We start from the raw sequence: 24273 nt of genomic DNA, 5'->3' as shown, positions 1-24273 counted from the left end.
AGGACACCGCGAAGACGCGCCCTAGCTGCCCGGGTTGTACGCCTGCTTGGTCGCGCAGGTCCAGATCACCGGCTTGAGCTTGCCCTTCGCGTTCACGGCGGCTCCGCCCACGCGGTCGCTGTCCGACACCGCGTCGGCCATGCTCGCCCCGCCCGCGGCCAGCCGCGGCAGGGCCTTGACCGGGCCGGAGCCGGCCCGCAGCAGCGCCTGGTCGGGCAGGGTCATCTCGTCCGGGTGGAACTTGGCCGTGCCGACGGTGACGTTCGTGTTCGGGCTGATCGCCTCGAAGGTGGCGTACGGGTGCGAGCTCAGGCCCCCGGGAGAGGTACCGGGGCCGCCGATCGGCGGCTCCCAGACCCACGTCCGGTACTCGTGCCACGGCCCGGACCAGTCGTAGCCGACGATCCGGCCGCTCTCGTCGAGGTCCTGGACGTAGCTCTCGTTCATCGTGGGAGCCAGCAGCCGGGCGGCGCTGCCGTCCCCGGGCCACAGCACCGGGTGGGTGCCCTCCAGGTGCGCGCCGGTCTCGGGGACCTCGTAGTCCTGCGTGGCCATGCCGAGGATGTCGCCGTGGTTGTTGATCCCGGTGACCATCGTGATCCGGGTGCCCGGGCCGGCGTCGGCGGGGACGGGCAGTTCGCGCACCTTCTGGCCGTCCTTCCAGACGGCACCGGGTCCGCTGTCCGAGCGGGCCACCACGTACCCGGCGTCGTTGACGTCGGCCTCGTCGTCGTAGGCGTAGCTGTCCGGCAGCGGGGTGATCGCCGCGGCGCCCGCGTGGTAGGTGAACAGGGTGTGGACGTCGAAGCCGTGGAGGACGCCCACCATCAGGCCGTGCGCGTTGACGGCGATCACCCGGCCCGAAACGTTCGGGTCGGTCAGCGGCACCTGGTGCACCGTGGTGCCGGTCCAGTAGACGGGCTTGTAGCCCGAGACGCCGACGGCGAGGTCGCCCGCGCCGAAGTCGTGGACGCCCTGGCTGCGCCCCATGTCACGCACGTACGACTCGTCCCCGATCGAGCCGAGCACCTGGATCTTCGGCGCACACTTCGCGTCGGCCGCCACGGCCGGCCCGGCCGCGGTGACGAGGCCGGCCAGAACGACGGCGGCTCCGGCCGCGGACATGCTTCTTCTCATGTGGTGGTCCCCCCTGGACAGGTGCAGTTCCCCGTTGAGTCATGACACGTGCACGCCACATATTGCCTGATGGCGGGGCTGATGTGACCTGAAATGACGCGTGTTGCTTCGGGCCGGCCGACGGTCCACCCCTCCCGGCGATTCACAGAAGGGCAAGCGACCGCTTAGTATGCGCCCGGAGCGTGATTCCTCGACGGCGGCTGGAGGCCCCGGATGCAGGCATGGCGAGTACATACCCCCGGCGAGCCCCGCGAGGCCATGCGCCTCGAAGAGGTTCCCGAACCGGTCCCCGGCGAGGGCGAGGTGAAACTCAGGGTGCTCGCCGCCAACGTCAACTTCCCCGACGCGCTGCTCGTCCGCGGGCAGTACCAGATCACACCGCCGCTGCCCTTCACCCCCGGCGTCGAGATCTGCGGCGAGACCGAGGACGGCCGCCGCGTCATCGCCAACCCGAGCCTGCCGCACGGCGGGTTCGCCGAGTACGTCACCGCACCGGCACGCGCCATGCTCCCGGCCCCGGACACCCTCGACGACGCCGAGGCGGCCGCCCTCCACATCGGCTACCAGACCGGCTGGTTCGGCCTGCACCGCCGCGCCGGCCTCCGGGCCGGCGAGACCCTCCTCGTGCACGCCGCCGCCGGCGGCGTCGGCAGCGCCGCCGTCCAGCTGGGCAAGGCCGCCGGGGCCACCGTCATCGGAGTCGTCGGAGGCAAGGACAAGGCCCGTACCGCCGAGGAACTCGGCTGCGACCTGGTGATCGACCGTACGGCGGAGGATATCGCCGCCCGCGTCAAGGAGTTCACCGCCGGACGCGGCGCCGACGTCGTCTACGACCCGGTCGGCGGCGACGCCTACACCGCGTCGGCCAAATGCGTCTCCTTCGAGGGCCGGATCGTCGTCGTCGGCTTCGCGAGCGGCACCGTCCCCGCCCCCGCCCTCAACCACGCCCTCGTGAAGAACTACTCCGTGCTCGGCCTGCACTGGGGCCTGTACGCCGCCAAGGACCCCGCCGCCATCCTCGCCTGCCACACCGAACTCACCCGGCTCGCCGCCGAGGGCGCCGTCAAACCGCTGGTCAGTGAACGCGTCCCGCTCGCGGACGCCGCCGACGCCGTGCAGCGCCTCGCCGACGGGACCACCACCGGCCGCCTCGTGGTCCTGCCGGGCCTGGACGGAGCCGCCCGATGACCACCGGCGCCACCCCCACCGGCCCCAGCACGCCGATCACCGCCGAGACGGTGCGCGCCCGCACCCGGGAGCTGCTCGCCGCGCAGCCGCCCGCCGGCACCGACCGCACCGCGTTCCTCCGCGCCCGCTTCGACGCCGGACTCGCCTGGGTGCACTACCCCGAGGGCCTCGGCGGACTCGGCGCGCCCCGTTCCCTCCAGGCCGTCGTCGACGCCGAACTGCAGGCCGCCGGCGCCCCCGACAACGACCCGCGCCGGATCGGCATCGGCCTCGGCATGGCCGCGCCCACGATCCTCGCGTACGGCACCGAGGAGCAGAAGCAGCGCTTCCTGCGCCCCCTCTGGGTGGGCGAGGAGGTCTGGTGCCAGCTCTTCAGCGAGCCCGGCGCCGGATCCGACCTCGCGGCGCTCGCCACCCGCGCCGTCCTCGACGAGGGCGCCGGCGAGTGGGTCGTCGACGGCCAGAAGGTCTGGACCTCCAGCGCCCACAACGCCCGCTGGGGCATCCTCGTCGCCCGCACCGACCCGGCACTGCCCAAGCACCAGGGCATCACCTACTTCCTCTGCGACATGCACGACCCCGGCGTCGAGGTCCGGCCGCTGCGTCAGATCACCGGCGAGGCCGAGTTCAACGAGGTCTTCCTCACCGGCGTGCGCATCCCCGACGCCCACCGCCTCGGCGCCGTCGGCGAGGGCTGGGCGGTCGCCCGCACCACCCTGATGAACGAACGCGTCTCCATCGGCGGCATGCGCATCCCGCGCGAGGGCGGCATGATCGCACCCGTCGCAGCGGCCTGGCGCGAACGCCCCGGACTGCGCACCCACGCCCTGCACCAGCGGCTGCTGGAACTGTGGGTCGAGGCCGAGGTCGCCCGGCTCACCGGGGAGCGGCTGCGCCAGCAGCTCGCCGCAGGCCAGCCCGGCCCCGAGGGCTCGGGCATGAAGCTGACCTTCGCCCGCCTCAACCAGGAGATCAGCGGCCTGGAGGTCGAACTCCTCGGCGAGGAGGGCCTCCTGTACGAGGACTGGACCATGCGCCGTCCCGAACTGGTCGACTTCACCGGCCGCGACGCCGGCTACCGCTACCTGCGCGCCAAGGGCAACAGCATCGAGGGCGGCACGAGCGAAATCCTCCTCAACATCGTCGCCGAACGCGTCCTCGGCCTGCCCCCCGAGCCGCGCGACGACAAGGACCTCGCATGGAAGGACCTGTCCCGATGACGGCACCGACAGCGCCGACGGCGCCGGCCGACCTGCTCTACTCCGAGGCCGAGGAGGAGCTGCGCGCCGCCGTACGCTCGCTCCTCGCCGCCCGCTGCGACGCCGGGGCGGTCCTCGCCCGCGCCGAGACGGGCCGGCCGCACGACCCCGCCCTGTGGCACACCCTCGCCGCCGAGATCGGCACGGCGGGGCTCCTCGTACCCGAGAAGCTCGGCGGGCAGGGCGCCGGGCACCGGGAGGCGGCCGTGGTGCTGGAGGAGCTGGGCCGGGCCGTGGCTCCCGTCCCCTACCTCACCAGCGCCGTGCTCGCCACGGAGATCCTGCTCGGCTGCGACACCGCCGAAGCCGCCCCGCTGCTGGCGGAGCTGGCCTCGGGACGCACGGTGTGCGCCCCGGCCGTTCCGCTGACCCTCGCCCCCGGCGCCCCCCTGCCCGCCCCCGTACGGGACTCCGGCGCAGGGACCCTCACCGGCACGGTCAACGCCGTGGCGGACGCGGTGGCCGCCGACGTCCTGCTCGTCCTGGCCGACACCGGGCTGTACGCGGTCCGGGCCGCGGACGCCGCCGTGACCCCGCTGGTTCCGCTGGACCTGACCCGCCCGCTCGCCACCGTCACCCTGGAGGCGGCCCCCGGCACCCGCCTCGCCGACCCCGCCACGGCCCGGGCCGCCGTCGCCGGAGCCCTGCTCTGCGCGGCGGGCCTGCTCGCGTCCGAGCAGGCCGGGCTCGCCGAGTGGTGCCTGACCGAGACCGTCGGACACGTCAAGGGCCGCTACCAGTTCAACCGGCCCGTCGGCTCCTTCCAGGCCCTCAAGCACCGCCTGGCGAGGCTCTGGCTCGACGTGGCCTCCGCCCGGGCGGCGGCCAGGGCCGCGGCCGACGCCCTCGCCACCGGAGCCCCCGACGCGCCCCTCACGGTCGCCGTCGCCCAGGCCTACTGCTCGGGGGTCGCCGTCCGCGCCGCCGAGGAATGCGTCCAGCTCCACGGAGGCATCGGCATGACGTGGGAGCACCCCGCCCACCTCTACCTCAAGCGGGCCAAGGCCGACTCCCTCGCCCTCGGCACGGCGGGCCACCACCGCGGCCTGGTCGCCGACTTCGCGGAACTCCCGGCGCCGTAGCTGCGGCTCCGGGGGGCCCTTGCCAGACTGGATCCATGCCCGCACGACGCGGGGCCCCGCCGTCGCGGGCCGCGGCGCGCCGTCCCGGTCGGCTCACCGCGGCCGTCGCGGCCGCGGTGGCCCTCTCGGCTCCCGCGGCCCTCGCCCCGGCCGGTCCGGCAGCGGCCCGGACCGTGGCCCGGGACGCCACGGACCCGCCCGCCGACCGCGGCCCCCGGGGGGACTTCGAGGGCACGGTCCCCCTTCCCGGAGGCCGCCGCATCCATGTCGAGTGCCGGGGGACCGGCACACCGACGGTGGTCCTCGTGTCCGGGGCGCGCGGCGCCGCGGACGAATGGACCCACGCGGCCGACCCGGCGCACCCCGGGGCAGCCCCGGTGCCGAGCGCCTCCGCGGTGCTCCCGGCGGTCGCCTCCTTCACGAGGGTGTGCGCCTACGACCGTCCCGGCACCACGCGCTTCGACGACACGCGGAGCCCCTCGACCGCGGTGCCCCAGCCCACCACCGCGGCCGACGGGGTCGCCGATCTGCGGGCCGTGCTCGCCGCAGCCGGGGAGCACGGCCCCTACGTGCTGGTCGGCGCCTCATGGGGCGCGATGATCACCGCCCTGGCCGCACGCGCCGGCGATCCCCGGGTAGCCGGCCTGGTCACCGTCGACGGCGCCTCGACCCACCTGCGCGACACGCTGACACCGGCCCAGTGGTCCGACTGGACGCGCAAGGTCGACGCGATGCGGGGCCCCGAGGGCCTCGAAGTACCCGACTACACGACGAGCGTCGCCCAGATCCGCGCCGCGCCCCCGCTCGCCCGCCCCCTGCCCGCGGTCGTGCTCAGCTCCGACGAGCCGTGGGACCTCCGGGTGGGCGACAGCGGTTCGACCTGGCCGGCCTGGACGGCCGCCCAGAACCGCCTCGCCGCCGAACTGCGCGCCCGGCACGTCAGCGACACCGACAGCGGACACGGCATCGCCGTCGAACAGCCCCGCACGGTGACGAACGCCGTGCGCGAGGTGGTCGACCGGGTACGCGACGGACAGCAGGGCCCGGGGCGTCGCGCCCACGCTCCGCCTGCGGACGGCCGCGATCCGCACCTGCGCCCGACCCGCCCGCGGGACGTTCCCGGCTGATCCCTATGCTCGCCGCATGACCGCCGTGATCACCGCCCTGTCCGCCGCCGGACTGCGCACCCACCGCGACGAACTCGCCGCCCTCCTGCACGCCGTGGTCCTGGACGGCGCCTCGCTCGGCTTCCTCGCGGGCCTCGACCACAGCGCCGCCGCGGCCTGGTGGGACTCCCTGCTGCCCGCCGTCGAGGACGGATCCCTCGCCCTGTGGGTCTCCCGCAGCGGCCCCGACGGCCCCATCGACGGCACCGTCAGCTGGTACCGGGAGTCCAAGCCCAACGGCCGCCACCGCGCCGAGCTGCGCAAGCTCATGGTCCACCCGGCCGCCCGGGGCCGGGGCACCGCCCACGCCCTCCTCGCGCACGCCGAGACCGAGGCCGCCCGCGCCGGGGTTCTGCTGCTGTTCCTGGACACCGAGACCGGCAGCGGCGCCGAGCACGCCTACCGCTCGGCGGGCTGGACGGAGGCCGGCACCATTCCCGACTACGCCACCGACCCGGAGGGCCGGCTGCACCCGACCACCCTCTTCTACAAGCAGCTGCACGGCGCCCACGGGTGACCTCGCCCGCCGCGCGGCGTTAGACCCGTAGCCGCCGGCCACCGAGCGAGGGAGACCGCATGTCCGCAACCGCCGCCGCACCCCTGACCCGACGCGCCCTCCTGCGCACGGCGTTCACCGCGGCCGTGCTCGCCGGTACGGGCGCGGCCCTGGCCCCCGTACTGCGCGCACGCCGGCCCCGGCAGACCCTCACCCCGGCACCGCTCGCCGAGGAGACGTACCGCGGCCGGCACATCGCCGTGGACGTCGCCGGGGTCCGCATCGACGGCCGCCCCCTGCACGTCATGCGCCGCGCCGACGGCAGCTACCTGAGCGGGATCAACCACTTCCAGTCCTATCCCACCCCACTGGAACTGGCCCGGGCCGCGGTCGACGAACTGGGCACCACCCAGCTGGCGTTCGCCGCCCCCCACCACGGCTGACAGACCCAAGGGAACGGGAGGACCCCCGCTTTGCACGTCCGGCAGAACCAGAAGAACCTCACCAGCGCCCAGAAGAAGCGGTTCACCGCGGCGGTCCTGGAGCTGAAGCGCAGCGGCGCCTACGACGCCCTGGTGCGCACCCACGACAAGTACTTTGTGCCCGACCGCGACCGCAAGCTGCGCGTCGGGCACATGTCCCCGTCCTTCTTCCCGTGGCACCGGCTCTACCTGCTGGAGTTCGAGAAGCAGTTGCGACAGATCGACCCGAACGTGTCCGTCCCGTACTGGGACTGGACCACCGACACCAGCCCGGTCTCCTCGCTCTGGGCGGACGACTTCCTCGGGGGCACCGGCCGCGCGTCCGACCGCAAGGTGATGACCGGGCCGTTCGCCTACGACAAGGGCAACTGGACGGTCACCGTGGGCATCACGGAGTCCGCGTTCCTCACCCGCAACCTGGGCAGGCCGCAGAACCCGATCACCCTGCCGACCCCGGCCGAACTGCAGTGGGCGATCGACGACCCGGTCTACGACGTCTCGCCCTGGGACTCCACGGCCACGGCCGGCGGCTTCCGCAACAAGCTGGAGGGCTGGGCGGCCCCCAGGAGCGAGCGCTGGCGCAACCACAACAAGGTCCACCAGTGGATCGGTGGCCACATGACGGGCGGTACGGCGCCCAACGACCCGGCGTTCTGGCTGCACCACGCCTTCGTGGACCTGATCTGGGACCGCTGGCAGCAGCGGCACCCCCGCTCCGGCTACCTGCCCGCGGCCCCTCTGGCCCTCGGCGACCTCCAGCGCGGCCGGGTGATCGCCCTCGACGAGCCGATGCCGCCGTGGAACGTCACGCCCCGCGAGGCCCTCGGCCACCAGGGCCTGTACCGCTACGAATGACCCGGTGCACCCGGATACGAAGGACCCGGTGCACCCGGACCGGGCCGGGACACCGGGCACAGGGGAAGGGCCCCCGCCGAGCGGCGGGGGCCCTCCGGTCGATCAGACGATCAGTGACCGTAGTCGCCACCCTCGGTGTGGTGGTCGGCGCCGCCGCCCGAGGCGTTGACGCAGGTGTTGCCGAACGCCGGGTTCAGCAGGGCGATCACGTTCACGGTGTTGCCGCAGACGTTGACCGGGACGTGCACCGGAACCTGGACCAGGTTGCCCGACAGGACACCGGGGGAGCCGACCGCCGCACCGTGCGCTCCGGCATCGGCGACAGCCAGGCCCGCACCGGCGACCACGGCGCTACCGGTGACAGCGGTGATGGCGAATGCCTTCGCGATACGCGACATCAAGATCTCCTCCTGAGATGTGGGGCGCCACAGAATCTGTGGCATTTGACATGGCATACAACGCGGGGAGGGCCGTGGGGTCACGGCCGCTGGGCCTACCCGGTGACGGGAAAGGCGACGGAGGCGAAGGACGGCCGCACCTGAGCCACCTCCCCGGGCCGCAGCGTCCCCAGGACGCGGCCCGTGCAGCGGGGGCCCTGGTAGAGGGTGGCCGAGCCGCGGGTCGTGTTGGTGACCGCCCTCCCGCCGCCGCCCTGTGCCGCCACGCAGCCCCGCGGCGCGGTGAGTCCGTGGACCCGGTCGTCCTGGCCCACGTACTGGAAGTCCGGCCCGGCGGCGTGGGCCGGACCGGTGACGCACGAGATGCCCGCCAGCAGGAGGACGGGCACAGTGTGGGGGATACGCAAGATTCGCATGCCCGTCCAACCGGGCCGGTCCCCGGCCCGGTCACGCCTTGTCACCCGTTGGACGGCTGTGCGACCGTGCGGGACCGGCACCAGCTGCAGGAGGACGGGATGAGCACAGAGGGCGTCGCCGCCGGCGTCGGCCGGCCGCGGGTCAGGACCGGGGCCGGCGTGGTCGAGGGCCGCACCGGGACCGACGGGATCGCGGTCTTCCGGGGCATCCCGTACGCGGCCCCACCCGTCGGCTCCCTCCGCTTCGCGCCACCCGCGCCCCCGGCCGCCTGGGACGGTGTGCGCCAGGCCGCGGCCTTCGGCCCGACCGCACCGAAGGTGCCCTACCCGGCCACCTTCGCGGCCCTGCTGACCGACCCGGAGATCCCCGGCGACGACTGCCTCAACGTGAACGTGTGGACCCCCGAGCCGGCCCCCGGGGCCGGGCTGCCGGTCATGGTGTGGATCCACGGCGGGGCACACACCCGGGGCTCCTCGGCCGTGCCCGTCTACGACGGCACGGCCTTCGCCCGCGACGGCGTCGTGATGGTGTCCTTCAACTTCCGCCTCGGCGTCCTCGGCTACGGGCTCTTCCCCGACGCCCCCGCCAACCGGGGCCTGCTGGACCAGATCGCCGCCCTCGAATGGGTCCGCGACAACATCGCGGCCTTCGGCGGGGACCCGGCCCGCGTCACCCTCTTCGGGGAATCCGCCGGAGCCATCAGCATCGGCGCCCTCCTGGCCGCTCCGCGCGCGGCCGGCCTCTTCCACCGGGCGGTCCTGCAGAGCGGAGCCCCCGAGGCCCTGCCGCGCCCCCGGGTGCGCGCCATGGTCCGGCGGATGGCCTCGCTGCTGAAGGTGGACGCCACCGCCGGGGCCTTCACCGCCACCTCGCTGCCCGACCTGATGGCCGCCCAGGCCGCCGTCCTGCGCAGATCGGGCCCCCTCCTCGGCGGACCCGCCTTCGGGCTGGTCGTCGACCCCGACACGCTCCCCGTCGACCCCCTCGACGCCCTGACCGCCGACGCGGACGCCGCCTCCGGCGCGGTGCCGCTGCTGTTCGGATGGACCACCGAGGAGTACCGGCTCTGGCTCGCCCCGACCGGCGGCATGCGGCTGCTGGACCGGATGGGTCCGCTCGCCGTGGCGCTGGCCCGCGCCCGTGCCGGCAAGGACCGGGCCGCGGTACGGGCGCTGCGCGCAGCCCAGCCGGGTGCGGGGCCGGCCGAACTCGCCGGGCAGCTGCTCACCGACCGGCTGCTGCGCGATCCGCTGCGCAGGCTCGCGGGGGCCCGCCGGGCTGCGCCGAGCCACCTGTACGAGTTCGCCTGGTGCTCGGGCATCCCGGGCCTCGGCGCCTGCCACGCCCTGGAGCTGGGCTTCGTGTTCGACACGCTGTCCGTGCCCGAGGCCGCGTGGCTGGCCGGGACCGAGGCCCCGCAGGCGCTGGCCGACGAGATGCACACCGCGTGGGTGCGGTTCGCGACGACGGGCGACCCGGGCTGGGCGCCCTGGAACGGCGACGGCCCGCCGAAGGTGTTCGGCGGGCCGGAGCGCGATCGGACGGAGGTGCCGGTGGCTATTCGACCGGTCCTTCCATGACCTTGCTGATGTACTGGATCGGCCCCTCGCCCATGTTCGGGACGTAGGTCTTGGCGTTGTGCTGGCCGCCGGGTATCACCCGCAGGCTGGTGTGCACGGGCCCCTTGTTGCCGAAGGTGGCGACGAACTTCTGCACGTCCGGCAGGGTCTTCTTGTTGCTCTCGTTGTCGCCGACCTGGAAGGCGATGTAGACGTCCGGACCCTTGGTGTCGATGAGCTGCTTGGCCAGCAGCTCCGGGTTGTTCTCGGCCTTCTCCTTGTCGTGGCCCTTCCACAGGGAGGAGTCCGGGACGATGTCCGGGCCGGAGGCGATCACGGCCTTGAACTTGTCCGGGTGCTTCAGCACGGCCTTCATGCCCGCGAAACCGCCGGTGGAGGAGCCCATGAAGGCCCAGCCGTCCCGCGACTTCACGGTGCGGAAGTTCGCCTTCATCAGGTCCGGGACGTCCTCGGTCAGCCAGGTGCCCATCTTCGGCTGGCCGGGGATGTCGGAGCCGTCCCAGTAGACGCCCTTGTCGTCCGGGCCCGGGTTGAGCACCGGCATGGCCAGCAGGAAGGGCTTGCTCTTCCCCTCCGCGTACCACTTGCTGATGCTGGTCTGGAGGCCGAGGTCCGCGCCCATCCAGTAGTTGTTCGGGTAGCCGGCGCCGCCCGGCAGGGCGATCAGGACCGGGAAGCCGCTCTTGGCGAACTTCGGGTCGTTGTACTCCTTGGGGGCCCAGACCCAGACCTTGCCCTTGAAGCCGGACTTCTTGCCGTCCAGGGTGGTCACGGCCACGTGCGTGCCGTCGGCCAGGGTCATCGAGTTCTTGAAGTCGGCGGCCGGCCCGGTCGGCATCAGCATCTTGGAGTTCGCCGGCTGGGCCGCCGCACCGCCCTTGTCGGGGCCCTTGCCGCCGCCGGGCTGCTGCCCGAAGGAGACCGCGGAGCCCTTGTCGGTGAACGGGGGTATCTCGTAGTGGTTCATCACGCCGGCGGCTATGCCCGCGAGCGCGAGCACGCTGACGCCGGCGATCAGCCAGCGCCTGCCCCGGCGGCGCGGGGGCTCGGGCCGCTCCTGCTCCCAGTGGCCCTGCGGCTGCTGCCCGTACGGCTCGCCGTGCCCGTCCTGCCGGGGGTACTGCTCCCCGTACGGCGCCGTGTACTGCTCTCCGTGCGGGGACTGTCCGTGCGGCTGCCCGTACGGACGGCCGTACTGGTCGCCGTAGGGCGGCCGCGGGCCTTGCCCTCCCGGCCCGTACGGCTGGTGCGGCTGCCCCTCGGGTGCGTACGACATGTGCGGTGGCTCTCCGGCTGGTGCTGCCCCAGAGGGGCGGGGTGGTCCGACGACTCGGTTCTTCCGTTCGGAAGATGAACGAAAGTACGTCAGGGTTCCGCACTTTTCCTTCTCTTGGGGTTCCCTAGGCCAGCGCATTGCCCGGTGGCCGCCCGCCGCCGGGGGTTCCCGATCCCGTGGCCGTCCGTGCCTGGTACCCGCACATGCCGCTGGGTAGGGTGCCCCCGCCCCGCTCCCGGAACGCCCACCCCGCCCGGAGTCAGCCGATGACCCTGCAGCGCCGGATCCTGATCTTCGCCGTCACCCTCGCCGTGCTCACGGCCGTGGGCCTGATCGCCGTCCTGCGGGCCTCCTCCGCGGCGGACGAGAAGGACCGGGCCCGCGCGGACGGCCCGCGCACCGCCCGGGGCGACGTCTCGCTCGCCCCGGACGCCGGGGGCCGGCGGATCGTCTTCCGGAACATGGCCTGGGGCCCGCACCGGGACGAGCTCGCCACCGTCGCGGCCGACGCGCCCGAGCGGGCCCGCACCGTGTCGGGGGTGACCTGCCTGCGCTTCCACGCGGCCGGCGGCACCGGGATCTGCCTCCAGGCCGACAGGAACGGGGTCCAGGACGGCTACCGGGCCGTCGTCCTCGACGCCCGCCTGAAGGAGGTCTCCGCCCGTCCGCTGGCGGGGATCCCCACCCGGGCCCGGGTGTCGCCCGGCGCGCACCTGGCCGCCTGGACCGTCTTCGTCGGCGGGGACTCCTACGCCGGTGCGGACTTCTCGACGCGGACCTCGGTGCTCGACCTGCGCACCGGCAGGTTCGACGCCTCCCTGGAGGACTTCACGGTCCACAAGGACGGCAAGCCGTACCGGAGCGCCGACGTGAACTTCTGGGGAGTCACCTTCGCCGCCGACGAGCGCACCTTCTACGCGACCATGGCCACCGGCGGCCGGACCCACCTGGTCCGCGGGGACCTGGCCGAGCGCACCGTGACCACGCTGCGCGAGAACGTCGAGTGCCCGTCGCTGTCGCCCGACGGGACCCGGGTGGTGTTCAAGAAGCGGGTGGCGGGCCTGCCGGCCGAGGCACCCTGGCGGCTGCACGTCCTGGACCTGGCCTCGGGAGCCGAGACCCCGCTCGCCGAGGAGCGCAGCGTGGACGACCAGGCGGTGTGGACCGACCGCGGGACGGTCGTCTACTCCCTGCCCGGTGACTTCGGGGCCGACCTGTACGCCGTACCGGCCGACGGGAGCGGCGCCCCCGCCCGGCTGATGGACTCGGCCCTGGCCCCGGCCTTCCTCGGGTGAGGGGGCCGGGACGCGGGCGGGGCAGGACCGTTTTTCCGTCCTGCCGTCCGGTCTGCCGTCCGGCCTAGGCCGGGATCAGGGTCTTGCGGCGGCGCTTGCGCTGCGCGCCCGCCGACAGCCTCAGCTCGATGATCGACCGTACGGCCGGCCACTCCTCGTCGAGGATCGAGTAGAAGGCGGTGCTGCGGACGGCGCCGTCCAGCCCCCGCGAATGGGCCCGGCGGACCCCTTCGCAGGTGAAGCCGAGACGTTCCATCGCGGCCCGCGACCGGCCGTTGCGCGCGTCGGCGCGCAGCGAGATGCGCCGGACACCCCAGGTCTCGAAGGCATGGCGGAGCATGAGCAGCTTCGCCTCGGTGTTGATGCCGGTGCCCTGGGCGGTCGGGGACAGCCAGGTGTTGCCGATCTCGGCGGCATCGGGGATCGCCGTCGCCGGATCGCCGAACGGGACGCCGGGCACGGCGGGCCACACCAGCGGCCCCTGCCAGTAGTCGAGTTCCAGGAACCGGGTCGAACCGACCACGCGCCCGTCAGTGGCTCTGACGATGGCGAACGGGAGAGATCGACCCGCTGCCTGATCGGCGAGGGCGCGGTCGATGTACTCGTGTGACGCCTGCACCCCATGGGGTACGGGGGTGAAGGCGTAAGTCGTACGATCCTCGGCCCCGGCCACGGCCAGGGCCTCGGTGTGGTGGGGGGCGAGGGGCTCGAGCCGCACGGTGCGGCCCGCGAGGTGTACGGGTACGGGCACGGAGCCTTCGGTCCTTCTGGGCGGTGGGGTGGTTGCACAGTCTGCGTCCATGACGTCGCCCCCCGTGCAAAACACGAGTGAAAGGCAACCGGCTGTCAGGTGAACGCGAGTGGCTCAATGTAGCCCCTTAAAGTCCTCTCATGAAGCCCCAATTTGGCAATGGTGTGACGCTTGTTTTCGACGACTTGGGTCCCCGCCCCGGAGCGCCCGTAATCCTGATCCACGGACATCCCTTCAACCGCACCATGTGGGCCCCCCAGACGGCCGCCCTCACGGCCGCCGGATACCGCGTGATCACCCCTGACCTGCGAGGATACGGAGACAGCCCGGTGCTGCCGGGCAAGGCCCTGCTCGCCGACCTCGCGGACGATCTCGCCGCCCTCCTCGCCGGACTGGGCCTCGAACAGGTGGTCGTCGGCGGTGTGTCCATGGGCGGTCAGATCGCGATGGAGTTGCGGCTGCGCCACCCGGGTCTGGTACGGGCCCTGGTGCTGTCCGACACCTCCCCGGCACCCGAGACGGAAGCCGGCGCGAAACTCCGCCGGGAGACCGCCGAACGACTGATCGCGGAGGGCATGCGGCCCTACGCCGAAGAGGTGATCGACAAGATGCTGGCGCCCTACAACGTGACCGGCATGCCCGAGACCGCCGCGCGGGTCACGGCCATGATGTGCGCGACCGACCCCGAGGGCGCGGCCGCCGCCCAGCGCGGCCGGGCAGAGCGCCCCGACTACCGGCCGCTGCTCGCCGGAGCCACCGAGCCCTGCCTGGTCGTGGTCGGCGCCGACGACGTCTACACCCCGGTCGCGGAGGCCCGGGCCCTGCACGCGCTGCTGCCGAACTCGGTGCTCACCGTCATCGAGGGGGCGGGCCACCTGCCGGGGGTGGAACGCCCCGAAGCCTTCAACCGGGCCCTGCTGGACTTCCTCGACGGCCTCTGAGCCGGGCGGGCCTCGCGGGAACCGTCCGGGCCCGCCGGGCCGCCGTAGAGTCGGGGCGAGATCACGTCGAGGAGGCTGCACATGCTGCGCGGATTTGCGACGATCAACTTCTGGGCCGACGACCTGGAGGCGGCGAAGGCCTGGTACACCGAGGTGCTCGGGACCGCGCCGTACTTCGAGCGGCCCGGCTACGCGGAGTTCCGCATCGGCGACTACCAGCACGAGATCGGCATCGTCGACCGCCGCCACGCCCCGCCCGGCGCCGCCGAGGGGCCGGGCGGCGCGGTGGCCTACTGGGCCGTCGACGACCTCCAGGAGGTCCACAGGCGGCTCCTGGAGCTGGGTGCCGAGGAGTACCAGCCCGTGACCGCGCACGGCGACGGCGGGTTCGTCACAGCGGCCGTCACCGACCCCTTCGGCAACGTGCTCGGGATCATGCGCAACCCGCACTACGTGGAGGTCCTCGAAGGAGCGACCCCGGACCCCGCCTGACCGGACCCCGACCGATCCGGGACTCGGGTGACGTGAGCACGTCCATGCGCAGGGCCCGGTACTGAGATCATTCCGGGTATGGACGACGTACTGCGGCGACTGGCCGCCGTGGGGCCCTTCTTCACCGTGCCGTACGGGCCGGAGCCGCCCGGGCCCGGCTTCCGGCCGCTCACCGCGCTGTACGGCGGGCACCTCGCGCCGTACGTGGCCGAGGTGGGCCGCCGGATCGGCAGCGGACCCGGCAGGGTGGCCGCCTCGACCGCCCAGTTCGGGATCGCCTCCCGGCTCTGGTCGATCGGGCTGGGGTGCGCGGCGCTGGCCGGGCGGGTGCCCGACCTGGCCGCCGACCGGGTGTGGTGGCGGCTGCCGGACGAGGGCTCGCTCCAGCTCTGGCTGCCCGAGCCCGCCGCACGGCCGGCCGAGGGCCTCGGGGAGTCGGTCCTGGGAAACCTGGCCCTGCTGGAGACCGGTCTGCGGGAGCGGTACGGGGTCTCCCCGACGGTCCTGCGGGGGAACGCCGCGTCCGGTCTGGTCGGCGCGCTGCGGGTGCTGGTCGACCGGGTCCCGGGCGGCGCGGCCGTCGACCTGGCACGCGCCCTGCTCGCCGAGGACGGCGCGCTCGCGGGCACCGGCACCTTCGTCCACGAGGACGGGCTCGGCGTGGCCTTCGTACGGCGCAGCTGCTGCCTCTACTACCGCGTCCCGGGCGGCGGCCTGTGCGGCGACTGCGTCCTGCGCACCCGGCGCAGCACCTGAAGCCGCCCGCGCGGGGAGCCCGTTCGGAGCAGGGGAGGGCGCGGCACACCCCCGCGCGCGGGGGTGCGTCGTAGCGTCCCCTGCATGACCGCAAGCACACCGCACCAGCCCGCTGCCCTCACCCGCCGCGCCGCCCTGACCGGCCTGGCCGCGGGAGCCGGCGCCCTCGCCGTCGGGAGCACCGCCTGCACCGCGGCGGCCGCGCCCACGCCGCCCGCGACGGCATCCGAACCGGCTCCGGGAGCGATGCGGCTCTTCGCCGATCCCGGCTTCAACTTCGCGGGACTGCTCGCGCTCGGAGCCGCGGGCATGCGCGCCTCCGAGGTCGGCGAGGTGCTGACCGCGGTCAACGCCATCAACGCGGCGGGCCTGTCGGAGCAGACCTACACCGACACCTTCCGGTCCTGGGGCGACAGGCTCGCCGCGCCCCCGGCCGCCGGCCGGGACGGCGGTACACCGTCGCAGACCCGCCGCTTCCGTTCGCTGCGCGCTGCCCAGTACTACGCCCAGGCGCTGTTCTACGTGCTGGGCACCGACAAGCCGGGTGACGAGGAGGCGGTGTACCGGGCCGGACGCAAGGCATGGGACACCTTCGCGAGGCTCTGCACACCGGCCGCCGTCACGGACCGGGTCCCGTGGGGCAAGACCCGTCTGCCGCTGTGGTTCTTCCGCCCGGACGGTCCCGCCGAGCGGCGCCCCACCGTCATCCTCACCAACGGCAGTGACGGGCAGAACCTCGACATGTGGACCTACGGGGTGTCCGCGGCCCTCGACCGGGGCTGGAACGCCCTCGTCTACGACGGCCCCGGCCAGGGGCAGTTGCTGTTCGTGGAGGAGATCCCCTTCACCACCCGCTGGGAGACGGTGGTCAGCCCGATCGTGGACTGGCTGCTCCGGCGCGAGGACGTGGACGGCGAGCGCATCGCCATCACCGGACTCAGCATGGGCGGCAACCTCGCCCCGCGCGCCGCCGCCTTCGAGCACCGGCTCGCCGCGGTCGTGGCCCAGCCCGGGTGCCTCAGCCCCTGGCTGGGCTTCGACAAGGAGCTGCGCGACATCGTCACGCCCGACAAGGCGGAGACCAACCGGATCTGGAACGAGGAGGTGGTCCCGGAGCTGACCCCGCAGCTGGCCTTCACCGTCAAGAAGCGCTTCGAGATCTTCGACCGGCAGGCGCTGCGCCAGGCGCGCGAGGGCAAGGTCCTCACCGACATCTGGACACCGGCACAGGTGGCCATGGGGCTCGACATCACCAAGGTGGTCGGGAGGATCAAGGCCCCGACGCTCGTACTGGACTACGACTTCGAGCAGTTCTACCCCGGCCAGCCGCGGCAGATGTACGACCTGCTGCGCACCCGCCGCGAGTACGTGAAACTGACGAAGGCCACCGGGGCGCAGTTGCACTGCTCCCCGATGGCCCCTCAGCAGCACTGCGACGTCGTCTTCGACTGGCTGGCCGACGTACTACAGCGCTGAGTGCTCCGGTGCGCGTCCTCAGAAGGTGAGGTTCCAGGAGTCGATCTTGCCGGTGTCGCCGCCGGCGTTGTCGTTGACCCGGAGCTTCCAGGTGCCGCCCGCGACCTCGGAGGAGGCGTTGACGGTGTAGACCTGGTTGATGTTGTCGGTGCCGCCGCCGGAGCGGTTGTGGACCGTGTAGACGGTGCCGTCCGGGGCGATCAGGTCGACCTTCAGGTCACCGATGTAGGTGTGCGCGATGTTCACGCCGACCTTGAGGGTGGCCGGGGCGTTGCCGGTCACGCCGCTGACGGTGATGGGGCTCTCCACGGTGGTGTTGTCACCGATGGCGAAGTCCGCGGTGTTCTCGAAGTACTTGCCGGGAGGCGGGGTGCTGCCGACCGCCTTGAGGGCGTCGACCTGGCCCTCGCCGAAGAAACCGTTCTTCGCCGTGGTGCCCTTGCAGCGGCTGTCCGACGGGCAGGCGACGTCGTTGGCCTGGGTGGCCAGCTTGTCGCGCAGCTGCGCCGGGGTGATGCCCGGGTTGGTGCTGGCCAGCAGCGCCGCCACGCCGGCGACGTGCGGCGAGGCCATCGAGGTACCGCTCATGGAGCCGTACTTGCCGCCCGGAAGGGTGCTGTAGATGCCGGTGGTGTCTCCGCCGGGGGCCGTGACGTCGACGACGTTCAGACCGTAGTTGGAGTACGAGGCCTTCGCGGTGGTGCCCATCGCCGAGACCGTGACCACGCCCGGGAGCTCGGTCGGGATGTCGAGGCAGGCGTTGGTGATGGTGCGGGTGACCGGCGTCGAGTCGTTCGGGCTCTCGGTGTCGGTCGTCTTGTTGGCGAGGTCGATGTTGGAGTTGCCGGCCGCCGCGACCTGCAGCGAGCCCTTGCCCTCCGCGTACTCCTGGGCGCGCTTGACGCCCTCGATGATCGCGGCCTGGTCGGCGTTGTCCGGGCAGTTGAACTGCCACGGGTCCGTGTAGTAGCTGTTGTTGGTGACCTTGAAGCCGTGGTCGCCGGCCCACATGAAGCCGCAGACGGTGTTCTCGGCGAAGAAGAGCGAGGAGTTCGGCTCGGCGATGCGCACCGAGGAGATCTTCACGCCCGGGGCGACGCCGATGACGCCCTTGCCGTTCTTGGCGGCGGCGACCGTACCGGCCACGTGCGTGCCGTGGGTGCCGACGTCGCGCCAGGCGCCCGAACGGGTGTCGGGCTTGCCGTAGGCGCAGGACGCGGAGTCCGCTGCGTTGAAGTTCGGCGCCAGGTCCTGGTGCTGGTCGTCCACACCGGTGTCCAGGATGCCGACCTTGACGGAGGCGGAGCCCGTGGTGACGGCCCAGGCCTGGTCGGCCTTGATCTGGGTCATGTCGGCGCGGACCGGCTCGCCCGAAGGGGTCGTGGACTGCGCCGGGTTGGCGGGCAGCGCCGGGTTGTAGGCGTCCGCCGGCACGTCCGAGGTGCGGGTGGCGCCGACCTGCTGGACCCCGCTCACGCCGCGCATGGTGGTGGCGAAGGAGGCGGACGCGGAGTGGGCGGTGATGACGCCGATCGCGTCGTAGTACTGGAACACCGTTCCGCCGTTGGCGGTCACCGCGTTGCGGACCGCCGTGGTGTCACCGGGGGCGGTGATCACGAGGTAGGCGCGGGTGCCGGCAACCCAGGTCGCACTCTGGGAAGCGGGGGCCGCGGCCTGGGGAGCCGCCGCCGCGGGGGCGGGGACGGCCGAGCCGGAGGGAGAGACGGGGGCGGTGCCGGCGAGCGCGGCGGGAGCCCCGAAGGTCAGCGCCGCGCCGAGCGTGGCGGCCAGCACGAGGGCACGTCGAGGTCGGCCGGATATGTGGGGTATCAATGCGTCCTCCGAAGACCCGGTGGTCAGGCCGGGTCGTACGAAACAAGTGGTGGACGCAAGATGTCATGCACGCGGCCGGTTACGGAAGTACCTTTTACAGCCCGGGGGTTCGTTTATCGGTGGCCGAATACCGACTATGGGTGCAAGTGGGGAGAATGCGGCGGCCGGCCGGGCTGGGCACCGTGGGGGCGAGCCCTGCCCGGCCGGCCCCTGTGCGGGCGGACCGGTTGAGGAGGAGTACTAGACCGGCACGCCGTCCTTGGGGTTGTGCGCCGCGACCGGCGCTGCGGTCGGGGCCGTGGCCGTGTCCGGGGTCGCGGTCGTGTCGGGCGCGGCCGGTTGCGTCCCGTGGGCGTCGTCGACCAGCGTCTGCTCGTCGAACGGCAGCCGCCCCGCGAGGACTTCCGCGGCCCGGTCGCGGTCGAACTCCTTCGTCCACGTTCCGATGAGCACCGTGGCGACCGCGTTCCCGGCGAAGTTGGTCAGAGCCCGCGCCTCGCTCATGAACCGGTCGATGCCCACGATCAGGCCGACGCCGTCGACCAGTTCCGGACGGTGCGACTGCAGACCGCCGGCGAGGGTCGCCAGCCCCGCGCCGGTCACCCCGGCCGCGCCCTTCGAGGCGATGATCATGAACAGCAGCAGGGAGATCTGCTCGCCCAGGGCCAGCGGCGTGCCCATGGCCTCGGCGACGAACAGCGAGGACATCGTCAGGTAGATCGCGGTCCCGTCCAGGTTGAAGGAGTACCCGGTCGGCACCGTGATGCCGGTGACCGGCCGCGAGACACCCAGGTGCTCCATCTTCGCGATCAGCCGCGGCAGCGCCGACTCCGACGAGGAGGTCGACAGGATCAGCAGGAACTCCCGGCCCAGATAGCGCAGCAGGGAGAAGACGCTGACCCCCGTGCACACGCGCAGCAGCGTGCCCAGCACCACGAAGACGAAGAGCAGACAGGTCGTGTAGAAGCCGATCATGATGACGGCGAGGGACTTCAGCGCGTCGATGCCGGTCGCCCCGACCACCGCCGCGATCGCCCCGAAGGCCCCGACGGGAGCCGCCCACATGATCATGGCGAGCACCCGGAACACCAGCTTCTGCACGTGCCCGATGCCCCGCAGCACCGGCTCGCCCGCCGTGCCCATGGCCTGCAGCGCGAACCCGCACAGCAGCGCCACCAGCAGCGTCTGGAGCACCTCCCCGCCGGTGAAGGCGGAGACCAGGGTGGTCGGGATGATCCCCAGCAGGAACTCGGGGGTGCTCTCGGCCCCGCCCGCCTTGGCCTGCGCCTCGCCGGCGCTGCGCGCCGCCTCGGTCAGCTGCAGCCCGCTGCCCGGCTCCAGGAGGTTGCCGACCAGCAGACCGATGGCCAGCGCCACCGTGGACATGACCATGAAGTAGCCGAGGGCCAGCCCGCCCACGGCGCCCACCTTGGCGGCCTTGCGCACGGAGCCGATGCCCAGCACGATCGTGCAGAAGATCACGGGCGAGATCATCATCTTGATGAGGTTCACGAAGCCCGTGCCGAGCGGTTTGAGCTCGACGGCCACGCCGGGTGCGGCGAAGCCGACCACGATGCCGAGCAGCACCGCGGCGATCACCGCGATGTAGAGATAGTGCGTTCTGTCGCGCCTGGCGGCCACGATGCCTCCTGGTGGTGAAGTCGTCCGGGGAGACCATCGCCCAGGGCTGTGACCCCGGTCACCCTTGCGTTCATTGAGTTCACGACCCGGTGCACACTGAGCGCCATGTTCCGCTTGCCTCGTCCGCCGCGCAGCCTCGCCGGCCAGCTCTTCGCCATGCAGGTACTGCTCGTCGCCGTGGTCGTCGCGGGCTGCGCCGTCTTCGCCTACGCCACCGCCCGGGGCCAGGCCGAGGAGGCCGCCAGGCGCCAGGCCGGGGCCGTGGCCCGCGCGGTCGCGGACTCACCCTCCGTGCGGGAGGCGGTACGGGGAGCGGCGCGCGGGAGCGACCCCTCGGCCGAGCTGCAGCCCTACGCGCAGAAGGTCCGCGTGGACTCGGGCGTCGACTTCGTGACGATCATGGCCCCGGACGGCAGGCGCTGGACCCACCCCGACCCCCGCCGGATCGGCGAGCCCTTCATGGGCAACACCGCCCCGGCCCTGCGCGGCGAGACCTTCAGCGAGACCTACACCGGCACGCTCGGCCCCTCGATCCGCGTGGTCACCCCGCTGGAGGACGAGGGCCGGATCGTCGGCCTGGTCAGCGCGGGGATCACCGTCCGCGCCATCAGCGACCGGCTCGGGGCGCAGCTCTCCGCCCTCGTCTGGGTCGCGGGAGGCGCGCTCGCCCTGGGCGGCGCGGGCACGTACGTCGTCAACGCGCGGCTGCGCCGCCACACTCATGGCATGAACGCGGCCGAGCTCAGCCGGATGTACGACTACCACCAGGCGGCCCTGCACGGGGTGCGCGAGGGGCTGCTGATGCTCGACGGGCAGCGCCGGATCACCCTGATCAACGACGCCGGACGCGAACTGCTGGGACTGCCGGGGGACGTCACCGGCACCGGGGCCGCCGATCTCGGGCTGCCCGCTCCCCTCACCGGCGTGCTGCTCGCCGACCGGCCCCGGGTGGACGAGGTGCACCTCACGGCGGACCGGGTACTGGTGGTCAACAGTTCGCCCGTCGCCGGCGGTGGCCGCCGCGGCACCGTGGTCACCCTGCGCGACCACACCGAACTGCAGGCGCTGACCGGCGAACTCGACCACGAGCGGGGCTTCACGCAGGCGCTGCGCTCCCAGGCCCACGAAGCGGCCAACCGGCTGCACACCGTGGTCTCCCTGATCGAACTCGGCCGTGCGCAGGAGGCGGTGGACTTCGCCACCGCCGAGCTGGAACTGGCCCAGGCCCTCACCGACGAGGTGGTCACCGCCGTCGGTGAGCCGGTACTGGTCGCGCTGCTGCTGGGCAAGGCGGCCCAGGCGCACGAGCGGGGCGTCGAACTCGTCGTCACCGCCGACAGCCGCAGCCTCGCCGACCTGGGCGGACTACCGCCGGCCCGGGACCTCGTCACGGTGCTCGGCAACCTCATCGACAACGCCGTCGACGCGGTGACGGCGGTACCGGGGGCCCGTATCGCGGTCACCCTGCGGCCCGAGCGCGAGGAGCTGCTGCTGCGCGTCGCGGACAACGGGCCCGGGCTGCCCGAGGGGGTGGACGTGTTCCGCCGGGGCTGGTCCGGCAAGGGGGAGGGCCGCGGCCTGGGCCTCGCACTCGTCCGTCAGGTCGCACAGCGCTACGGCGGCGCGGTGCTCGCCTCTCAGGGCCCGGGCGGCGGCGCGGAGTTCACCGTACGGCTGCCCACGGCCCCCGAGCGGGCGGCGGACCGGGACGCGGCCGCGGGAGGCGCGCGGTGAGCGGCGGCGAGGTACGCGTGCTGGTCGTCGAGGACGACCAGGTCGCCGCCGACGCGCACGCGCTCTACGTCGACCGGGTGCCCGGCTTCACCGCCGTCGGAGCCGTCCACTCGCTCGCCGAGGCCACCCGGGTGCTGGAGCGCACCCGGGTCGACCTGCTGCTGCTGGACCTCGGTCTGCCCGACGGGAACGGCCTGCGCTTCGCGCGCGGACTGCGGGCCGCCGGGCATCCGGTGGACGTGATCGTGGTGACCTCGGCCCGGGACCTGGCCGTGGTCCGCGAGAGCGTCTCGCTGGGCGTCGTCCAGTACGTCCTGAAGCCCTTCGCGTTCCCGACGCTGCGCGAACGGCTTCTGCGCTACGCCGAGTTCCGCCAGGCGGCGGGCGAGGCGGCCGGCCAGGACGACGTCGACCGGGCGATGGCCGCCCTGCGCGCGCCCCGCCCGGCCGAACTCCCCAAAGGGCTGAGCGCGCCGACCCTGGACCGGGTCGCCGCCCTGCTGCGAGCCGCCCCCGAGGGGCTGACCGCGGCGGGGGCGGCCGAGGCGGCCGGGATCTCCCGGATCACCGCCCGCCGCTACCTGGAGCACCTGGTGGACACCGGCCGTGCGGACCGGACGCCCCGGTACGGCCAGGTCGGCCGCCCCGAACTGCACTACCGCTGGCTGGCGGCGGCCGGTTCGGTGTCGAAGGTGTAGAACTTGCGGTGGTCGAGCATGTCCGCCGGGGTCACGTTGTTCCACGGCCGCATGGTGTCGTTCAGGTCGACCACGTTCGTCGTGCCCGCGGCCGGCAGGTACGTGGACTGCGGGTGCTTGGCCTGCCAGTCGGCCCACAGCTTGTCGATGAAGGCGTGGTGCATCCAGAACACCGGGTCGTTGGGGGAGACCCCGGTGGACATCTGCCCGCCGACCCACACGTGCACCCGGTTGTGCAGGTTGGCGCCGCGCCAACCCTCCAGGTGGTTGCGGAAGCCGTTGGAGGAGCTGTTCCAGGGGGCCATGTCGTAGACCGGCATGGCGAGGACGGAGTCGACCTCGGCCCGGGTCGGCAGCTGGGCGACGCCCGCGCCGAGCGCGCGCCGCAGGTAGGGGCGGCCGTCCACGCGCACGTCTACGTTCCACCGGCCCGTCGCGTAGGCGAAGGGTCCGTCGATGACCTGCCCGTCACGGGCCCGCCCGGTGCCACCGAGGAAGTCGGGGGCCCAGAGGGAGGAGCGGGTGGTGCGGTCGACGGTCCAGTCCCAGTACGGGAGCGCGACGCTCGCGTCCACTTTCTGCAGCGCCTCCTCGAACTCCAGCAGGAAGCGGCGGTGCCACGGCAGGAAGGAGGGGGAGCGGTGGCCGACGCGGTCGCCCGAGTCGGTGTCGCCCATGATGAAGCCGTTGTGGGTGGTGACGAAGCGGTCGTAGCTGCCGTTGCGCTTGAGCTCCAGCAGGGCCGAGGTGAAGGCGCGCTTCTCGTCGGGGGTCAGCGTGGCCTGGTTCTTGCGGACGGTCATGCCATGCCTCCGAAGGGGACGAGGGGCGCGCCCTGGAGGTCGCGGACGGCGGCGCGGGCGAGCAGCTTGGGCTCGGTGAACGTCTCGTAGTGGTTGATGACGCTGATCCAGCTGCCGTCGGCGTTGCGCATGATGTGGAGTTCTCTGCCGTCTATTCGGACGGTGGGTTGGTCGGGGGCGTGGTGGCCCCCGTGGTGGCCTCCGCCGCCCGTGGTGATCTGGATGCGGCGGCCCTGGTAGACCTCGTCGACCGTGCCCGGGGGTGTGGGCGCGGCGGGGGTCGCGGCGGCGCTCGTGGCGACGCTCGTTGCTGCAGCGGTCAGGCCGAGGACGGTGAGTGCACCGGCGGTTGTCCCCAGGGCCTGACGGCGGGTGATCTTGTTCATGCCCGAAGAGGTATCAGCGCTCGGGAAGGGGCTGGCCGGTATCCGGACATCGGCGGATAAGTTGCCGGTAGAACAAGTTGGATGATCTTCCCGTCCGGACCGGCTCCTGAGGTCCGAACGGGAAGATCTGC

24 protein-coding genes are annotated in these 24273 nt (G+C 73.0%); 15 read left to right on the top strand and 9 right to left on the bottom strand.

Annotation, left to right across the window (positions count from 1 at the left end; translation table 11 throughout):
• Window positions 1-21 precede the first annotated feature (21 nt).
• The gene (locus IG86_RS0113660; RefSeq protein ID WP_157854821.1) at window positions 22-1137 is read right to left on the bottom strand and encodes a hypothetical protein; all 1116 of its coding nucleotides are present in this window, start codon (window positions 1135-1137) and stop codon (window positions 22-24) included.
• A gap of 213 nt (window positions 1138-1350) precedes the next feature.
• On the opposite strand from IG86_RS0113660, the gene IG86_RS0113655 reads away from it, so the two are divergent.
• The 7 genes from IG86_RS0113655 to IG86_RS0113625 are packed head-to-tail and all read left to right on the top strand — an operon-like array spanning window position 1351 to window position 7665.
• Window positions 1351-2325 (top strand): NADPH:quinone oxidoreductase family protein, encoded by a 975-nt coding sequence (locus IG86_RS0113655; RefSeq protein WP_030896975.1) that lies wholly within the window; start codon window positions 1351-1353, stop codon window positions 2323-2325.
• The gene (locus tag IG86_RS0113650; protein WP_045937164.1) at window positions 2322-3545 is read left to right on the top strand and encodes an acyl-CoA dehydrogenase family protein; all 1224 of its coding nucleotides are present in this window, start codon (window positions 2322-2324) and stop codon (window positions 3543-3545) included. Before IG86_RS0113655 ends, IG86_RS0113650 begins: the two co-directional genes overlap by 4 nt.
• Complete coding sequence (locus IG86_RS0113645; RefSeq protein WP_030820246.1) at window positions 3542-4666, top strand: acyl-CoA dehydrogenase family protein; 1125 nt, start codon at window positions 3542-3544, stop codon at window positions 4664-4666. Before IG86_RS0113650 ends, IG86_RS0113645 begins: the two co-directional genes overlap by 4 nt.
• A gap of 35 nt (window positions 4667-4701) precedes the next feature.
• Window positions 4702-5793, top strand: coding sequence for an alpha/beta fold hydrolase (locus IG86_RS0113640; protein WP_051785150.1), 1092 nt, complete (start codon window positions 4702-4704; stop codon window positions 5791-5793).
• Between the two features lie 16 nt (window positions 5794-5809).
• Window positions 5810-6349 carry a GNAT family N-acetyltransferase gene (locus IG86_RS0113635; protein ID WP_030896972.1) on the top strand — a complete coding sequence of 180 codons (540 nt, stop codon included), beginning with the start codon at window positions 5810-5812 and terminating at the stop codon, window positions 6347-6349.
• A 59-nt stretch (window positions 6350-6408) separates the two neighbouring features.
• On the top strand, window positions 6409-6771 hold the full coding sequence (locus IG86_RS0113630; RefSeq protein WP_030820234.1) for a tyrosinase family oxidase copper chaperone: 363 nt from the start codon (window positions 6409-6411) through the stop codon (window positions 6769-6771).
• A 30-nt stretch (window positions 6772-6801) separates the two neighbouring features.
• On the top strand, window positions 6802-7665 hold the full coding sequence (locus IG86_RS0113625; RefSeq protein ID WP_030896969.1) for a tyrosinase family protein: 864 nt from the start codon (window positions 6802-6804) through the stop codon (window positions 7663-7665).
• 110 nt (window positions 7666-7775) lie between these two features.
• On the opposite strand, the gene IG86_RS0113620 is transcribed toward IG86_RS0113625, so the two are convergent.
• Both IG86_RS0113620 and IG86_RS0113615 read right to left on the bottom strand, forming a co-directional pair.
• Window positions 7776-8063, bottom strand: a complete 288-nt coding sequence (locus tag IG86_RS0113620) for a chaplin (RefSeq protein WP_030030914.1) — start codon at window positions 8061-8063, stop codon at window positions 7776-7778.
• Window positions 8064-8158: 95 nt separating this feature from the next.
• Window positions 8159-8452 carry a hypothetical protein gene (locus IG86_RS0113615; protein WP_030896967.1) on the bottom strand — a complete coding sequence of 98 codons (294 nt, stop codon included), beginning with the start codon at window positions 8450-8452 and terminating at the stop codon, window positions 8159-8161.
• 126 nt (window positions 8453-8578) lie between these two features.
• On the opposite strand from IG86_RS0113615, the gene IG86_RS0113610 reads away from it, so the two are divergent.
• Window positions 8579-10060 carry a carboxylesterase/lipase family protein gene (locus IG86_RS0113610; protein WP_045937163.1) on the top strand — a complete coding sequence of 494 codons (1482 nt, stop codon included), beginning with the start codon at window positions 8579-8581 and terminating at the stop codon, window positions 10058-10060.
• Here the strand turns inward: IG86_RS0113610 and IG86_RS0113605 are convergent.
• A complete protein-coding gene (locus IG86_RS0113605) occupies window positions 10038-11336 on the bottom strand; it encodes an alpha/beta hydrolase-fold protein (protein ID WP_078905894.1) in 1299 nt (432 codons plus the stop codon). The two genes, IG86_RS0113610 and IG86_RS0113605, sit on opposite strands and share 23 nt — an antisense overlap.
• A 266-nt stretch (window positions 11337-11602) precedes the next feature.
• On the opposite strand from IG86_RS0113605, the gene IG86_RS0113600 reads away from it, so the two are divergent.
• Window positions 11603-12631, top strand: a complete 1029-nt coding sequence (locus IG86_RS0113600) for a TolB family protein (protein ID WP_030896963.1) — start codon at window positions 11603-11605, stop codon at window positions 12629-12631.
• Between the two features lie 64 nt (window positions 12632-12695).
• Here IG86_RS0113600 and IG86_RS0113595 read toward each other — a convergent pair whose 3' ends face one another.
• Complete coding sequence (locus IG86_RS0113595) at window positions 12696-13382, bottom strand: GNAT family N-acetyltransferase (RefSeq protein ID WP_030820224.1); 687 nt, start codon at window positions 13380-13382, stop codon at window positions 12696-12698.
• Between the two features lie 140 nt (window positions 13383-13522).
• Between IG86_RS0113595 and IG86_RS0113590 the strand changes: the two genes are divergently transcribed.
• The 4 genes from IG86_RS0113590 (at window position 13523) to IG86_RS0113575 (ending at window position 17047) form a co-directional block, all read left to right on the top strand.
• Window positions 13523-14323 carry an alpha/beta fold hydrolase gene (locus IG86_RS0113590; protein WP_030820222.1) on the top strand — a complete coding sequence of 267 codons (801 nt, stop codon included), beginning with the start codon at window positions 13523-13525 and terminating at the stop codon, window positions 14321-14323.
• 81 nt (window positions 14324-14404) lie between these two features.
• Window positions 14405-14815: a VOC family protein gene (locus IG86_RS0113585; protein WP_030896962.1), complete on the top strand. Its 411-nt coding sequence runs from the start codon at window positions 14405-14407 to the stop codon at window positions 14813-14815.
• Between the two features lie 78 nt (window positions 14816-14893).
• Window positions 14894-15571: a (2Fe-2S)-binding protein gene (locus IG86_RS0113580; protein WP_030820218.1), complete on the top strand. Its 678-nt coding sequence runs from the start codon at window positions 14894-14896 to the stop codon at window positions 15569-15571.
• A gap of 84 nt (window positions 15572-15655) precedes the next feature.
• Window positions 15656-17047 (top strand): alpha/beta hydrolase family protein, encoded by a 1392-nt coding sequence (locus IG86_RS0113575; RefSeq protein ID WP_030820216.1) that lies wholly within the window; start codon window positions 15656-15658, stop codon window positions 17045-17047.
• An 18-nt stretch (window positions 17048-17065) separates the two neighbouring features.
• Here the strand turns inward: IG86_RS0113575 and IG86_RS0113570 are convergent, their stop codons facing one another.
• Together IG86_RS0113570 and IG86_RS0113565 are read right to left on the bottom strand one after the other, a co-directional pair.
• Window positions 17066-18841 (bottom strand): S8 family peptidase, encoded by a 1776-nt coding sequence (locus IG86_RS0113570; protein ID WP_030820215.1) that lies wholly within the window; start codon window positions 18839-18841, stop codon window positions 17066-17068.
• Window positions 18842-19120: 279 nt separating this feature from the next.
• Entirely contained in the window at window positions 19121-20521 is a 1401-nt protein-coding gene (locus IG86_RS0113565) for a cation:dicarboxylate symporter family transporter (protein WP_051785148.1), read from the bottom strand.
• Window positions 20522-20626: 105 nt separating this feature from the next.
• Between IG86_RS0113565 and IG86_RS0113560 the strand changes: the two genes are divergently transcribed.
• Both IG86_RS0113560 and IG86_RS0113555 read left to right on the top strand, forming a co-directional pair.
• On the top strand, window positions 20627-22255 hold the full coding sequence (locus tag IG86_RS0113560) for a sensor histidine kinase (RefSeq protein ID WP_030820211.1): 1629 nt from the start codon (window positions 20627-20629) through the stop codon (window positions 22253-22255).
• Window positions 22252-22953 carry a response regulator gene (locus tag IG86_RS0113555; RefSeq protein ID WP_030820209.1) on the top strand — a complete coding sequence of 234 codons (702 nt, stop codon included), beginning with the start codon at window positions 22252-22254 and terminating at the stop codon, window positions 22951-22953. Before IG86_RS0113560 ends, IG86_RS0113555 begins: the two co-directional genes overlap by 4 nt.
• Here the strand turns inward: IG86_RS0113555 and melC2 are convergent.
• Entirely contained in the window at window positions 22911-23756 is an 846-nt protein-coding gene (melC2, locus tag IG86_RS0113550) for a tyrosinase MelC2 (protein WP_030896961.1), read from the bottom strand. The genes IG86_RS0113555 and melC2 overlap by 43 nt on opposite strands.
• Window positions 23753-24142 carry an apotyrosinase chaperone MelC1 gene (melC1, locus tag IG86_RS0113545; protein WP_030820205.1) on the bottom strand — a complete coding sequence of 130 codons (390 nt, stop codon included), beginning with the start codon at window positions 24140-24142 and terminating at the stop codon, window positions 23753-23755. Before melC1 ends, melC2 begins: the two co-directional genes overlap by 4 nt.
• Between the last annotated feature and the right edge of the window lie 131 nt (window positions 24143-24273).

The organism is Streptomyces virginiae (assembly GCF_000720455.1).
GTDB lineage: Bacteria > Actinomycetota > Actinomycetes > Streptomycetales > Streptomycetaceae > Streptomyces > Streptomyces virginiae.
Note: the sequence above shows the minus strand (reverse complement) of the source record. Positions and strands in the feature narration are given on the sequence as shown.

Bases quoted from the DNA above. Each gene is read 5' to 3' on its own strand.
- IG86_RS0113560 (WP_030820211.1), top strand. From the start codon at position 20,627: ATGTTCCGCTTGCCTCGTCCGCCGCGCAGCCTCGCCGGCCAGCTCTTC.
- IG86_RS0113630 (WP_030820234.1), top strand. From the start codon at position 6,409: ATGTCCGCAACCGCCGCCGCACCCCTGACCCGACGCGCCCTCCTGCGC.
- IG86_RS0113660 (WP_157854821.1), bottom strand. From the start codon at position 1,137: ATGAGAAGAAGCATGTCCGCGGCCGGAGCCGCCGTCGTTCTGGCCGGC.
- IG86_RS0113635 (WP_030896972.1), top strand. From the start codon at position 5,810: ATGACCGCCGTGATCACCGCCCTGTCCGCCGCCGGACTGCGCACCCAC.
- IG86_RS0113610 (WP_045937163.1), top strand. From the start codon at position 8,579: ATGAGCACAGAGGGCGTCGCCGCCGGCGTCGGCCGGCCGCGGGTCAGG.
- IG86_RS0113620 (WP_030030914.1), bottom strand. From the start codon at position 8,063: ATGTCGCGTATCGCGAAGGCATTCGCCATCACCGCTGTCACCGGTAGC.
- IG86_RS0113580 (WP_030820218.1), top strand. From the start codon at position 14,894: ATGGACGACGTACTGCGGCGACTGGCCGCCGTGGGGCCCTTCTTCACC.
- IG86_RS0113590 (WP_030820222.1), top strand. From the start codon at position 13,523: ATGAAGCCCCAATTTGGCAATGGTGTGACGCTTGTTTTCGACGACTTG.
- IG86_RS0113605 (WP_078905894.1), bottom strand. From the start codon at position 11,336: ATGTCGTACGCACCCGAGGGGCAGCCGCACCAGCCGTACGGGCCGGGA.
- IG86_RS0113645 (WP_030820246.1), top strand. From the start codon at position 3,542: ATGACGGCACCGACAGCGCCGACGGCGCCGGCCGACCTGCTCTACTCC.
- IG86_RS0113585 (WP_030896962.1), top strand. From the start codon at position 14,405: ATGCTGCGCGGATTTGCGACGATCAACTTCTGGGCCGACGACCTGGAG.
- melC1 (WP_030820205.1), bottom strand. From the start codon at position 24,142: ATGAACAAGATCACCCGCCGTCAGGCCCTGGGGACAACCGCCGGTGCA.
- melC2 (WP_030896961.1), bottom strand. From the start codon at position 23,756: ATGACCGTCCGCAAGAACCAGGCCACGCTGACCCCCGACGAGAAGCGC.
- IG86_RS0113640 (WP_051785150.1), top strand. From the start codon at position 4,702: ATGCCCGCACGACGCGGGGCCCCGCCGTCGCGGGCCGCGGCGCGCCGT.
- IG86_RS0113575 (WP_030820216.1), top strand. From the start codon at position 15,656: ATGACCGCAAGCACACCGCACCAGCCCGCTGCCCTCACCCGCCGCGCC.
- IG86_RS0113655 (WP_030896975.1), top strand. From the start codon at position 1,351: ATGCAGGCATGGCGAGTACATACCCCCGGCGAGCCCCGCGAGGCCATG.
- IG86_RS0113600 (WP_030896963.1), top strand. From the start codon at position 11,603: ATGACCCTGCAGCGCCGGATCCTGATCTTCGCCGTCACCCTCGCCGTG.
- IG86_RS0113650 (WP_045937164.1), top strand. From the start codon at position 2,322: ATGACCACCGGCGCCACCCCCACCGGCCCCAGCACGCCGATCACCGCC.